Below are 11,834 nucleotides of genomic sequence, written 5' to 3'. Positions count from 1 at the left end.
CTTCGGCCCCACGACCACGGCAAGTTTAGGGATCTTCCTTCACCCCCAAAGAAACCACTCCACCCCATCGAGCACCTGGCAGGCTCGGGTGCGGCCTGGTGGGGGGATGGTTCGGCCCGGGTGGCCTGTCTCCGCGACGCCTGGGGGCGTTGCCTTACCAGGGGGTTGGCAAGACCATCACTAGCAAGGCGAGGCTGAGCACCAGTGAGAACCTGCCCAAGATTCGCATGATGGCGAACTTACGCCTGGGTCGGGGGTTCGGACAGGTCTCACTGGGTCTGAATCGTTGTCCGTGCCACGCAAAAGTGAGCAGAATCGGGGGCATGGCGGAGAACTTCACGGACGATGAGTTCGCGTTCCTGCGGTATGCCCGGTTTGGGGAGTTGCCGCCTCGGGTGTTGCCGGATGAGTTGGTTGAGCTGCGTGAGGCCGAAGGGGCCCCCGATTACGCCGACTTGGCGTACGACGCCAAGGAGCGGGCCGAGGGCTGACTTCGGGACCGGCTCATCTCCAGTGAGGTCAGCCCCAGATGACGGGGGTGTTCCCGCTGGTGCCCGCTACCTGGGCGCGGTGCGGGTGCAGTGCGCTCGCTGAGGATGACTCGCCTGGGGTTAGGGCGGGTAGCTCGGTTAGGTGTCGGTGTCGCCAGAGGAACGCTGTGGAAGGCGCGTCTTCGGTGGGGGTCAGGGTGCCTGCGATGATGCCCGCCTCGTTGATGCCCGCCGCGCGTGCGTCGGTCGCGGTTGGGGTGAGGTCGGTGAGTATGCCGTCGCGCCAGTGGATCGTGTGCCAGTGGCCGTCGGGGGTCCGTGACTCGGCGGCGACTTCGCCCGCTGAGTTGATCCACGGTCCTACGCTCAGGTTGGCTTGGCCGATCTTGGTGGCCGCGCCGCCTAGGGCGCCGATGTCCACTGGCTGGGTGCGCTGCCAGACGACCACCCGGTAGGTGAACGTGGCGTCGCGTGTCTCGCCGACTACGGTGCCGTGGATGTTGACGTCGACCGGGTAGACGGACTCGGCGTTCGCGGGGCGGGCCAGTTCCGTTGTCCGGCCGTCGCGCCAGCGGAGGAGTTTGCCGTCGAGTTCGGTGACGACGTGGCCGCCTTCGCCGAGGACGGCGAAGTCCGACAGCCGTCCCTGTGGGCCCTCGAACGCTGTGCGGTGCGCGCCGTCGCGCCACACGCTGTAGCGGGCGAGGTAGACCGGGGAGCCGGGGGTGCGGATCAGCGACCAGACCAGGACCTCGCCCCGGTTGTTGAGGTCGACCGCCTCGCTGTACTCGGCGTCGGCGGGAGCGACGACGGTCGCCTCGCCGTCCTGCCACACGGTCGCCTTGACCTGGTTGTCGGAGCCGTAGCACCAGCCCGCGACCTGGTCTCGGTCGTTGACGTGGGTGGCCTGGCTCAGCGGGTGCGGGCACTCCAGCCGCCGCAGCTCCCCGCCGACCCAGGCGGTCGCCCTAGACAGGGGAAAAGTCTTCTCGATCAGGCTGCCGACCACCGAGCCGTGCCGGTTGAGGTCGGTGATCCTGGCCGACCCCACGTCCGGCGGCACCGGCAGCGGGCGCGGGGCAGCGACGGCGGCTGCCGCGCTCGGGCCGGTCGCGACGACGGCGACCCCGGCCAGCAGGACGGCGAACAGGACTTTGACCCGCATCAGGCACTCCCGGTTTCTCGGGCTTTCTTCGGCCTGCCCCCAGGCAGATTCCGGAAAGCGACAGTCGCGCTTTCCGCCGATTCAGCCTATTTACCGGGCGCCCGCGCGGCAATGATCTTCGCCCTACTCATGGCCGGGGTGCGCGAGTCCGCCCGCGCCGGGGTCTTCCCGCCCGCCGAAATGTTGCGGGCGGGACAAACCCCGGACGGCGACCGACTACATATTGATCATGTGACCGGCCAGGCCGTGGATGGCTTCCTTGACCGCTTCGCCCAGGGTCGGGTGGGCGTGGACGTTGCGGGCCACCTCGTGGACGGTGAGGTCCCACTGCTGGGCCAGGGTCAACTCGGGCAGCAGTTCGGTCACCTCGGGGCCGATGAGGTGGCCGCCCAGGAGTTCGCCATAGCGCTTGTCGCTGATGAGCTTCACGAAGCCCACCGGGTCGCCCAGGCCGTGCGATTTGCCGTTGGCGGTGAAGGGGAACTTGGCCACCTGGACGTCGTAGCCCTTTTCCCGGGCCTGGGCCTCGGTGTAGCCGAAGCTGGCGATCTGCGGCTGGCAGTAGGTGGCGCGGGGAATCATCACATAGTCGAGTTCCATGGTCTCGGCGTCCGCGATGGTCTCGGCCGCCACGATGCCCATGGATTCCGCCGCGTGGGCCAGCATGAGTTTGGCGGTCACGTCGCCAATGGCGTAGATGTGGTCCACCGAGGTGCGGCAGCGGCCGTCGATGTCGATGGCGCCGCGTTCGGTGAGCTTGACCCCGGTCTTGTCCAGGCCGTAGCCCTCCACGCGGGGCTGGAAGCCGATGGCCTGCAAGACCTTGTCGGTTTCGATGACCTGCTGCTGGCCCGCCTTGGACACGGTCACCTTCACCTTGGCGCCGCTGTCGTCGATGGACTCCACGCGGGTGCCGGTAAGGATGTCGATGCCCAGACGCTTGTAGCGGCGGGCCAGTTCCTTGGAGACCTCTTCGTCCTCCAGGGGAACCACGCGGTCCAGGAACTCCACGATGGTGACCTTGACACCGTAATTGTGCAGGACGTAGGCGAACTCCACGCCGATGGCGCCCGCGCCCGCGATGACAATGCTTTCCGGGAGCTGGTCAGTGAGGATCTGCTCCTCGTAGGTGACCACGCGATCGGAAAGCGAGGTGCCGGGAAGCAGGCGGGTGGTGGCGCCCGCGGCGATGATCGCGTTGGCGAACGTGACCGTCTGCGTGCCGCCGTCGTTGAGGGCCACTTCAAGCGTGTTGGCGTCGGTGAAGCTGCCCCGGCCGTGGAACTGGGTGATGCCGTTCTTCTTCATCAGGTAGTGCACGCCCTTGACGCGGCCCTCGGCCACCGAGCGGCTGCGCTGGAAGGCGGCGCCGTAGTCGAAGCTGACCTGGCCGTCCACCTGGATGCCGAAGGTCTTGGCCTCATGCTGCACCAGGTGGGCCAGCTCCGCGTTGCGCAGCAGGGCCTTGGACGGGATGCAGCCGACGTTGAGGCAGACGCCGCCCCAGTAGCGCTCCTCGATGATCGCCGTCTTCAAGCCGAGCTGGGTGGCCCGGATCGCCGCGACGTAACCGCCCGGCCCCGCCCCGAGGACCACGACGTCGAAGTGTTCGCTCATCGGGCCACCTCGCTGGTTCGGTGGCCCCGCGCGCCCACGCGCTGTGTTGATGATTCACTCGCCCGCTCGCTCATGCCCCCACGATATTGCCCCGGCCCGGCCGAGCGGTGACGGGACGGGGCAGGTCACGCCTGAGGTCAGGGCCTGCCGACCTCGACCCGGAGCCTGCCCAAGGTCATCCGGCTGAAGTCGGGCAGGTCCAAGCGCACATTGGCGGTCTCGCCCGCGTCCACCGCCGCGAGCACGTCGCGCACCACATCCGGGCGGGTCAGGTCGGGATCGACGCCCGGGGCGACGACCCGCGTCCTGACCCCGGTCGGCTGGGGTGTTCGGGAGGCGCCGACCAGGACCAGGCCGCGGATGATGTCGGAGAACTCGCCGACGAGCCTCGTCGCGACGTCGGCGAGCGCGGTGTGGGCGACCACGTGGGTGCGGATGTTGCGGTCGGCCAGGGTTTCGAGCACGTCCTCCACCCGGTCGACGGACTCGACGTCCTCAGGCACGGCGCACCAGGCGATCTGGAACCGCTCCTCAAGCGGCCGCCACGCCGAGGGCAGCTCGGCGGGCTGCCGCGACCCGGGCGCCAACACCACGACGGCCGGACCGAAATCCAGCCCCCGCCACAGCGGCGCGAAAGACCTCGTCCTGACCTGGCTGACCTGAACCACATCCGCCTCCCGAGACTCGTCACCCCACTGGGGGATTACCCGGGTCAGGTGGTTTCAATCACCTGTTAGTGCACATCACATCGCGGGCGGTGTGTCCCGCTGTTCGAGCACCGCGAAGTTGAGCTGCCCCTCGGCGTCCTGCTGCACATCGAGAACCTTGTCCGAGAGCAGTTCCGCCGCTCCCGGCTCAAGGAAGACCTGCGCGCCCGCCGTCGCGTGCACCACCTGGTCGCCCGCCACCGGCTCCTGGGCCAGCGCCACCGCGATCGGCGCGCCGTCCACCTCGGGTGTGACCAGGGTGAACCGCAGTCCCCCCTGACCGGACAACCCGTCCTGCGCCGTCAACGCGCTGATCGCGTCGGCTGCCGCTTCTGTCACCGCCAGCATGTCTGGCTCCTTTCCGTGTCACCTTCTCGTGCGGCTTGCCCGACCCACCGTAGAGGGACCGGGAGCGGCTCGCCGGGTGGAGCGCGGACCCTGCCTTGTGCCCCGTTCGGCGTGATCTTTAGAGTGCTCCGGTAGCGGTTGAGCAAGCAGCCGCAGCGCGCCGGGCCGACACCGACTGTCGCCGCCCGGCGCTCGCGTGAAGCGAGTGGCTGCGTGTTGTCAGACCCGCCGGATCTCGGCGTCGGTCGCTCTCGACGCGTCCCCCCTCTCGCTCGCGTGGACTCGTGAACTCGACGGCGACCGGGAGGGAAGCTTCATGGGCAGCGCGCCGCGGAAACCGCCAGGGCAGGCCGGAGGGCGCCGGTGAGCCTGGACCCGAACACGCGGGTCGCCCAGTTGCAGTCCGAGTTGGACGGTCTGCGGCGCGCTTTGCGCACCCGTGCGACGATCGAGCAGGCCATGGGCGTGCTCGTGGTGCTGCGCAGGTGCTCGCCGAAGGAGGCGTTCGACGCGCTCGTGCGACTGTCCCAGCAGTACAACACCAAGCTGCACCGGGTGGCGCACTTGGTGGTGGGGATGTTCGCCGAGCCCGCGATCGAGCCGCTGGACGCGTACCTGCGGCGCAACACCGGGGCCGACGAGCCCGACGACCCCGGCGCGGAGCCGCTGCGCCTGGACGAGGCGCTGCTCGACGCCGCGCGGGCGCTCGTGGCCGCGGAAGGAGAGCGCGACGAACTGGAGCGGGCCGGGTACGACCTGTACCGGGTGCTGGTCGAGCAGGGCTGGGTGCCGCCGTACGACATCTTGGGGCCGATCGCGGACGGTTCCGGCGCCCGCTCCTAGCCGAACGGGACCCGGTCGACGAGGAGGCTGAGATGAGAGCCACGCGAACGCGAAGGTGTCTCCGGGGCGGTAGGCGGGTACTCGCCCGGCATGACGGGGACGACTCGATGACCGAGCGTGGCGGGGAATCCACCGCCGGAAAGCACCTAGCGGGCCTCGTGGGCAAGGCGACGCGCTCGGGCAACGTGCTGAACGTGCCGGTGCCCAGGGCCGAGCGGCCGGTGAGCGAGCGCGTGGAGCTTCGCCTGGGCGCGGACCTGGACAGCCTGCCGATCGCGCGGTCGGTCACCGCGACCGTGGCGGCCATGCTCGACCACGACCTCGACGCCATCTCCGACCTCACCCTCGCGGTGAACGAGGTGTGCTCGACGCTGATCGGCCTCGCCGCGCCCGGGGCCACCCTCGCCTGCGTGTTCGCCCGGGAGGGCGGTTCCCTGTGCTTCGAGGCGCACACCGCGGCCAGGGACGGCGACCTGCCCGACACCGACTCGTTCGCCTGGCGGGTGCTGACCACCCTGACCGACCGGGCCGCCTGCTGGTCGCGGCGCGGTGACGACGGGGCGCCGGTGGTCGGGATCTCGGTCCGCCGTGAGCGAACGGCGGGCGTGGGGTGAGCACGGCATCGCACACCAGCGCCGGGCACGAGTACACGCACTTGGCCCCCCTGTTCACCGAATTGGCTGAACTCTGCCCGCAGGACCCGCGCCGCGAGACCGTGCGCGACAAACTGGTCACCGGCCACCTGCCGCTGGCCGAGCACATCGCCATGCGGTTCGCCCACCGCGGCGTCGCCCGGGAAGACCTCACCCAGGTGGCCACGGTCGGCCTGATCCACGCCGTCGACCGGTTCGACCCCGGGCGCGGCATCGACTTCCTGTCCTACGCGGTGCCCACCATCATGGGCGAGGTCCGGCGCTACTTCCGGGACACGGCCTGGTCGGTGCGCGTGCCGCGCAGGCTCAAGGAACTACACCTGACGATCAGCGCGGCGGGCAACGAGCTTTCCCAGCGGCTGGGGCGGGCGCCGACGCCGAGCGAGATCGCCCAGCACCTCGGGATGAGCCGCGAAGAGGTCTACGAGGGCTTGGAGGCCGGGCAGGTCTACCAGTCGGTCTCGCTGGACGAGGCGCTGTCCTCCGGCGACCCGGATTCCGACCCGCTGGCCGACACCCTGGGCGAGGACGACGCCGCGCTCAGCGGCATCGAGGACCACGAGTCGCTGCGCCCGCTGATCGAGCGGCTGCCCGAGCGCGAGCGCCGGATCCTGATGCTGCGGTTCTTCAAGAACATGACCCAGACCCAGATCGCCGAGAAGATCGGGGTGTCGCAGATGCACGTCTCCCGGCTGCTGAGCCGCACCCTGGAGACGCTGCGGGAAGGACTCGTCGCCGAGCCCGACCGCTGAGCCCGAGTTCCGCCCGCTGCCCCGCCCGGTTGCGCCGAACGGCCGCCGACCCGTGCGGGGCAGCGGTTTGAACAGGACTTTCCGGGTGTTCGTGGTCCACACTGGAGCAGACGACGAAGCCGGGGAGGCACGGTGGCGCGGCCGATTTGGAACGGGGCGATCAACTTCGGGCTCGTGACGGTCCCGGTGGAGCTGTACGGGGCCACCGAGGACCACACGATCAGCTTCCGGCAGTTCGAGCGCGGCACCTCCGACCGCATCCGGTATAAGCGCGTCAATGAGCGCACCGGCAAGGAGGTCGCCTACGCCGACATCGTCAAAGGCGCGGAGATCGGCGGCGGCGACTACGTCATCATCGAGCCGGACGAACTCGACCAGATCGCCCCCGGCCGCTCCCGGACGATCGATATCTCCGCCTTTGTCGACTTGGACGAGATCGACCCGATCCATTTCCAGAAGACCTATTGGCTGGCCCCGGCGAAAGAGGAGTACGGCAAGGCGTACAGCCTCCTGCTCCAGGCCATGCGCAAGACCAACCGGGCGGGCATCGCCACCTTCGTGATGCGCGGCAAGGAGTACCTGACCGCGATCCGCGCGGGCGACGACCTGTTGATCCTGACCACGATGCTGTTCGCGGAGGACATCCGCGACCCGGCGAAGGAACTCAAGTCGCTGCCGGAGATCACCCCGGCGCGCGGCAAGGAACTCGACATGGCGATCAGCCTGATCGATTCCATGACCGAGGAATGGGAGCCGGAGAACTACCACGACACCTACACCCAGCGGGTCGAGCGGCTGATCGAGGACAAGAAGGAAGGCCGCGAGGTCGTCAGCGAGGCCGCCCCCAGCAGCCCGACCAAGGTGGTCGACCTGTTCGAGGCGTTGAGCAAGAGCGTGGAAAGCCGGAAGAAACGCCGGGACGGTTCCGCGGAAAAGTCGGAAGACTTGTCTAGCCTGAGCAAGTCAGAGCTGGATAAGCGAGCCCGTGACCTGGACATCAAGGGTCGCTCCAAGATGAGCCGCGCCGACCTGGAAAAGGCGGTGAAAGCGGCCGGGGGCGCGGGCTCCCGACCGAGGAGGGCCTCGTGACGCCCACGTGCGTCTCCTGCGTACAGCGGGTCAGCCACTGCCACGGCACCCTGATAGTCGACCTCTTCACCCTCGACTGCACCGACCCGGACTGCCAGGACCTGGACGTCGCCCGACACACCCTGGTGATCCACACCACCGAGATCGACGAGCCGTCGTCATCCTCGATCTCGACCGCGGCCTGACCCACCTCAGCTCACCGCGAGCCGGTACGGGCGGTGGTCGAACCGCCAACCATTGCGCCACACGAGGGCCCCGAGCGCTGTGTGCGTGAGGCCGTACCGGTCAAGCATGTCCCGAATGGCTCGCCAGTGCGCCGCCCCCGCCGTGAGGCGCGCCCGGATCGCCCGCTCGACGGCGTCCTCGACGGGCCAGGCGACAAACTGGCGCAGCGTGTAGGTGCCGGTGGTGGCGACGAATCCCCAGCCGCGCGCGAAGCAGTACTCGCGCGCGGCCTCGATCTTCGCCCGGGTGCCGCGCTCGGCGAAGTCTGACGGCGTTCCCTTCACCTCGATCACGAGCCGCCTGCCGTCGCGCAGGTCGACCGCGAGGTCGGGATAGTAGACCCGTGGTTCGCCGTCGAGCCGATAGGGAATCCGGACTGGCTGCTCGCAGTAGGAGACGACGAGATCCGAAGCGTCAAGCCGCTGGATGACGCGCAACTCGGTCTCCGACTCGTGGCCGACCTCGCGCCCCAGCTTGGCCGAGAGCCACCAGCCCGCACGCCCACGCCCCTCGCTCCCGCTCGGGTCCCGCTGGGGCGTCAGCACGGGCAGGGGCTCGGCCGTCTGCTCCCCCCAATCGGCATCGTCGATCAGCCGCTGAACCCGGCTGTTCACGATGCCGCGCCGCTTCTCTTCCCGCAATTCCCGCGCTCGCACCGCCGCCCGCTCCCGGTAGGCGAGAGCGACCTGCTTGGCGACATCGTCGGCCATGGCCTTGTCGTGCCCGCACACCCGAGCGACCACCTTCACGGCGGTATCCCGATCGGCGTAGGGCACAGCGAGTTCGATGAACGACAACACCCGGCCCGGGTCCAACGACCCGTCCTCGGACACCAACGCGTGCCGCAGCACATCGTGGGCCTGGTCCCACCCGCGCCGGACTCCGGTGTGCTTGCGCACGAGCAGCCGATTGAGTCCCTGGTTCTGGATCTGCCGGATGCGTTCCCTCGACACGCCGAACCGGGTGCCAATGGCATGCAGGGTGTATGCCTCGTCATCCATGCCCAGCCGTAGCCGCAGCACCTCCCGCACCCTCGGCTTTGCGACCTTGGCCAACGACGCCGACAGCAATTCACCGCCGACCATGCGCACCGTCTCCTCGCGGTCCCGCACCTGCTGCGCCGTCAACACCAGGTCACCGACATCGGGCCAGTCGCACTCGATCACCCAGTCCGCCGCGTCGACCTTCCCCCGGGCGGCGAACAGAGCCTCGGCGGCCCGGGCCAGGACCGGGTCCGGAAAACGGCTGAGCACGCCCATCTCGGCGCTCGCCGCGATCCGCTCCCCCGCCTCCCCATCCGAGGAGAGGCCGGTTGCCGAGGACCACAACCCCATGACGACGCTGACGCGGGACGCTTGCCCGGGAGCGGCGGCGGGCGGCCCCTGGCTGGCGCCCGTGCCCCCCGCCTGCCGGTCTCCCATGGCAGCGCGCGGCGGCGGATCAGCCGGTGCGCCATCGGTTCGCACCGGTTCCCCGGTCTGCTGCTCCCCCTCGGGGGCCTCTCTGGCCTGATCGGCTCGCCGCAGGGCCCAACCGAGTGGGCCGTCTGGGCCTCGGCGCAGTTCAGCGCGTATCCAGTCGAGGGCCTCGGCGAGCGTGTCGAAATCGCGCGTGGGCTTGACCACGGCTGCGGCGCGAGCCTGGATCGCCACCACCGTCCGGCCGTGTGCCGCGGCTATTTCCGCCGCCGACGCCGGACCGCGCAACGCGTCGAGCAGGCGGTCTTCCTCCGCCGGGTCCCACTTGGCGCCGTGCCGGGGCGGGGTCTCCCGGATCGGCTCGGGGTGGGTCATCGGTTCGCGGGTGGGGTGGGTCGGGGCGAGTCGTTCAGGGTCAGGTGGAGGACTTCGAGGGCGCGGCTGCTTCGCACGCTGTCGCGGCTGAGGACGGCGGCGATCCCGGCGACGAGGGTGAGCACCGGGCGGGGTGCCCAGCGGAGCAGGACGACCGTCGCCGCGATCCACACCGGCACGAGATCGACTGACTGGAAGACAGCGTTCAACACGCACTCCTTGGCAGCTCGAAGAAGCGTGCCTGCATCCCAAGGAATACGGGCCGCGCGCTGGGCATGCCAGGTGCGGATCGCTTCCAAACAGCGACAGACAACGCTCTGGTGCCCCCGAGTATGGCAGCACGTGGAAGCCGCGTGGGGTGATCGGCCAAAGATCAGCCGCTTGGCGGCAGCTCAGGTGGTCAGCATTCGATGACGTTGAGGGCCAGGCCGCCTCGGGCGGTCTCCTTGTACTTGGTGTGCATGTCGGCGCCGGTTTCGCGCATGGTTTTGATGACCTTGTCCAGGTGGACGACGTGGGTGCCGTCGCCGCGCAGGGCCATGCGGGAGGCGTTGATGGCCTTCGTGGAGCCGACCGCGTTGCGTTCGATGCAGGGGATCTGGACCAGGCCGCCGACCGGGTCGCAGGTCAGGCCGAGGTGGTGTTCAAGACCGATTTCGGCGGCGTTCTCGACCTGCGCGACCGAGCCGCCGAGGACGGCGGTGAGACCTGCGGCCGCCATCGCGCACGCCGAGCCGACCTCGCCCTGGCAGCCGACTTCGGCGCCGGAGATGGAGCCGGTTTCCTTGAGCACCACGCCGATCGCGGCGGCGGTCAGCAGGAACTCGACCACGCCGTCATCAGTGGGGTTGGGCAGGAAGCGCGTGTAGTAGTGCAGGACGGCGGGGATGATGCCCGCCGCGCCGTTGGTGGGGGCGGTGACGATCCGCCCGCCGGACGCGTTCTCCTCGTTGACGGCCAGCGCGAACAGGCTTACCCAGTCCATGACGTAGAGCGGGTCGCCCGCACCGTCTTCCGCCACCAACTTGGCGTGCAACGACTTCGCGCGGCGCGGGACTTTGAGTCCCCCGGGCAGCACGCCGTCACGCGCGCAGCCCCGGGCAACGCAGTCCCGCATGACCTGCCAGATCCGCAGCAGGCCAGCACGGACCTCAGCCTCCGTGCGCCACACCAGCTCGTTGCGCAGCATGACCTGGGCGATGGTGAGATCGTGGCGCTCGCAGTGAGCCAACAGTTCGGCGGCCGTCCGGAACGGAAACGGGACCGGAGTGGTGTCCGCGGAGATGACCGGCCCACCCGCCGAGTCCTCGGTCAGGACAAACCCACCACCGACCGAGTAGTACGTGCGCCGCGCCAGTTCCACCCCAGCCCCATCCCAGGCGCAGAAGACCATGCCATTGGGATGCAGAGGAAGCGCCCGACGGCGGTGCATGACCAGATCACCATCCCCCGCCCCCCGATCCTCAACAAACGCGACCGACCGACCCCCCAACAACGTGAGCGTCCCCGACTCCCGAATCCCCGCCACCCGCCGCGCGACGCTGTCGGTGTCGACCTCCTCCGGCCGCTCACCTTCCAACCCCAGCATCACCGCCCTGTCACTGCCGTGCCCGTGCCCCGTAGCCCCCAACGACCCAAACAACTCCGCCCGAACCCGCCCCACCGAGTCGAGCAAACCCTCGGCACGCAACCCCTCAACAAAGGTCAACGCGGCCCGCATAGGCCCCACAGTGTGCGAACTAGACGGCCCAATCCCCACACTGAACAGGTCGAAGACGCTAACCGCCACGACACACCACCCTCCCTCACAGGACCCAGGACACGCACCGGATCACGGCACGCCATCCCACGGCCCTCAATCCGCCCCCTCCGGTTGGAGCAGGCGTCTCGCATACCTCCACTGTGCACCTCACCATCGGTACCCAGCACTGCGCCCAGACCAATTACTAACCGACGGGTGGAGCAAGGACACCCGGACATCTACCAGGCCGAACCACCCCTGCCAGGCGCTCGATGGGGCGAACCGCCCAACGAACCCGCCCCCCACGAAGCCGCACCCGGCCCTGCCAGGTGCTCGATGGGGTGGAGTGGTTTCTTTGGGGGAGAAGGAAGATCCCTAAACTCGCCGTGGTCGTGGGGCCGAAGGCTCCC

Annotated in this window: 13 protein-coding genes; 6 read left to right on the top strand and 7 right to left on the bottom strand. The window is 69.2% G+C overall.

What is annotated here, in order from left to right; genetic code table 11:
* The first annotated feature begins 323 nt into the window (after positions 1–323).
* Positions 324–491, top strand: coding sequence for a hypothetical protein (locus ACZ6SD_RS32405; protein WP_465320838.1), 168 nt, complete (start codon positions 324–326; stop codon positions 489–491).
* 28 nt (positions 492–519) lie between these two features.
* Here ACZ6SD_RS32405 and ACZ6SD_RS32400 read toward each other — a convergent pair whose 3' ends face one another.
* The 4 genes from ACZ6SD_RS32400 to ACZ6SD_RS32385 all read right to left on the bottom strand — a co-directional run bounded on the left by ACZ6SD_RS32400 (position 520) and on the right by ACZ6SD_RS32385 (position 4,328).
* Complete coding sequence (locus ACZ6SD_RS32400) at positions 520–1,656, bottom strand: hypothetical protein (protein ID WP_465320837.1); 1,137 nt, start codon at positions 1,654–1,656, stop codon at positions 520–522.
* A gap of 216 nt (positions 1,657–1,872) precedes the next feature.
* Positions 1,873–3,273: a dihydrolipoyl dehydrogenase gene (gene lpdA, locus ACZ6SD_RS32395; RefSeq protein WP_465320836.1), complete on the bottom strand. Its 1,401-nt coding sequence runs from the start codon at positions 3,271–3,273 to the stop codon at positions 1,873–1,875.
* Positions 3,274–3,410: 137 nt separating this feature from the next.
* Complete coding sequence (locus ACZ6SD_RS32390; RefSeq protein WP_465320835.1) at positions 3,411–3,941, bottom strand: hypothetical protein; 531 nt, start codon at positions 3,939–3,941, stop codon at positions 3,411–3,413.
* Between the two features lie 75 nt (positions 3,942–4,016).
* Positions 4,017–4,328 carry an iron-sulfur cluster biosynthesis protein gene (locus tag ACZ6SD_RS32385; protein ID WP_465320834.1) on the bottom strand — a complete coding sequence of 104 codons (312 nt, stop codon included), beginning with the start codon at positions 4,326–4,328 and terminating at the stop codon, positions 4,017–4,019.
* 363 nt (positions 4,329–4,691) lie between these two features.
* On the opposite strand from ACZ6SD_RS32385, the gene ACZ6SD_RS32380 reads away from it, so the two are divergent.
* The 5 genes from ACZ6SD_RS32380 (at position 4,692) to ACZ6SD_RS32360 (ending at position 7,850) form a co-directional block, all read left to right on the top strand.
* Positions 4,692–5,171 carry an ANTAR domain-containing protein gene (locus ACZ6SD_RS32380; RefSeq protein WP_465320833.1) on the top strand — a complete coding sequence of 160 codons (480 nt, stop codon included), beginning with the start codon at positions 4,692–4,694 and terminating at the stop codon, positions 5,169–5,171.
* A 107-nt stretch (positions 5,172–5,278) separates the two neighbouring features.
* Complete coding sequence (locus tag ACZ6SD_RS32375) at positions 5,279–5,785, top strand: ATP-binding protein (RefSeq protein ID WP_465320832.1); 507 nt, start codon at positions 5,279–5,281, stop codon at positions 5,783–5,785.
* Positions 5,782–6,576 (top strand): SigB/SigF/SigG family RNA polymerase sigma factor, encoded by a 795-nt coding sequence (locus ACZ6SD_RS32370; RefSeq protein WP_465320831.1) that lies wholly within the window; start codon positions 5,782–5,784, stop codon positions 6,574–6,576. Before ACZ6SD_RS32375 ends, ACZ6SD_RS32370 begins: the two co-directional genes overlap by 4 nt.
* Positions 6,577–6,708: 132 nt before the next feature.
* On the top strand, positions 6,709–7,665 hold the full coding sequence (gene ku / locus ACZ6SD_RS32365) for a non-homologous end joining protein Ku (protein WP_465320830.1): 957 nt from the start codon (positions 6,709–6,711) through the stop codon (positions 7,663–7,665).
* The gene (locus ACZ6SD_RS32360; protein ID WP_465320829.1) at positions 7,662–7,850 is read left to right on the top strand and encodes a hypothetical protein; all 189 of its coding nucleotides are present in this window, start codon (positions 7,662–7,664) and stop codon (positions 7,848–7,850) included. Before ku ends, ACZ6SD_RS32360 begins: the two co-directional genes overlap by 4 nt.
* 6 nt (positions 7,851–7,856) lie before the next feature.
* On the opposite strand, the gene ACZ6SD_RS32355 is transcribed toward ACZ6SD_RS32360, so the two are convergent.
* The 3 genes from ACZ6SD_RS32355 to ACZ6SD_RS32345 all read right to left on the bottom strand — a co-directional run bounded on the left by ACZ6SD_RS32355 (position 7,857) and on the right by ACZ6SD_RS32345 (position 11,472).
* Positions 7,857–9,683: a sigma factor-like helix-turn-helix DNA-binding protein gene (locus ACZ6SD_RS32355; RefSeq protein WP_465320828.1), complete on the bottom strand. Its 1,827-nt coding sequence runs from the start codon at positions 9,681–9,683 to the stop codon at positions 7,857–7,859.
* Positions 9,680–9,892: a hypothetical protein gene (locus tag ACZ6SD_RS32350; protein WP_465320827.1), complete on the bottom strand. Its 213-nt coding sequence runs from the start codon at positions 9,890–9,892 to the stop codon at positions 9,680–9,682. The genes ACZ6SD_RS32355 and ACZ6SD_RS32350 overlap by 4 nt, the downstream gene beginning before the upstream one ends.
* A gap of 191 nt (positions 9,893–10,083) precedes the next feature.
* Positions 10,084–11,472 carry an L-serine ammonia-lyase gene (locus ACZ6SD_RS32345; protein WP_465320826.1) on the bottom strand — a complete coding sequence of 463 codons (1,389 nt, stop codon included), beginning with the start codon at positions 11,470–11,472 and terminating at the stop codon, positions 10,084–10,086.
* Between the last annotated feature and the right edge of the window lie 362 nt (positions 11,473–11,834).

The organism is Actinokineospora sp. NPDC051303 (assembly GCF_055586285.1).
Note: the sequence above shows the minus strand (reverse complement) of the source record. Positions and strands in the feature narration are given on the sequence as shown.

Coding starts and splice junctions, on each gene's coding strand:
- ACZ6SD_RS32400 (WP_465320837.1), bottom strand. CDS start 1,656: ATGCGGGTCAAAGTCCTGTTCGCCGTCCTGCTGGCCGGGGTCGCCGTC.
- ACZ6SD_RS32405 (WP_465320838.1), top strand. CDS start 324: ATGGCGGAGAACTTCACGGACGATGAGTTCGCGTTCCTGCGGTATGCC.
- ACZ6SD_RS32375 (WP_465320832.1), top strand. CDS start 5,279: ATGACCGAGCGTGGCGGGGAATCCACCGCCGGAAAGCACCTAGCGGGC.
- ACZ6SD_RS32355 (WP_465320828.1), bottom strand. CDS start 9,683: ATGACCCACCCCGAGCCGATCCGGGAGACCCCGCCCCGGCACGGCGCC.
- ACZ6SD_RS32385 (WP_465320834.1), bottom strand. CDS start 4,328: ATGCTGGCGGTGACAGAAGCGGCAGCCGACGCGATCAGCGCGTTGACG.
- lpdA (WP_465320836.1), bottom strand. CDS start 3,273: ATGAGCGAACACTTCGACGTCGTGGTCCTCGGGGCGGGGCCGGGCGGT.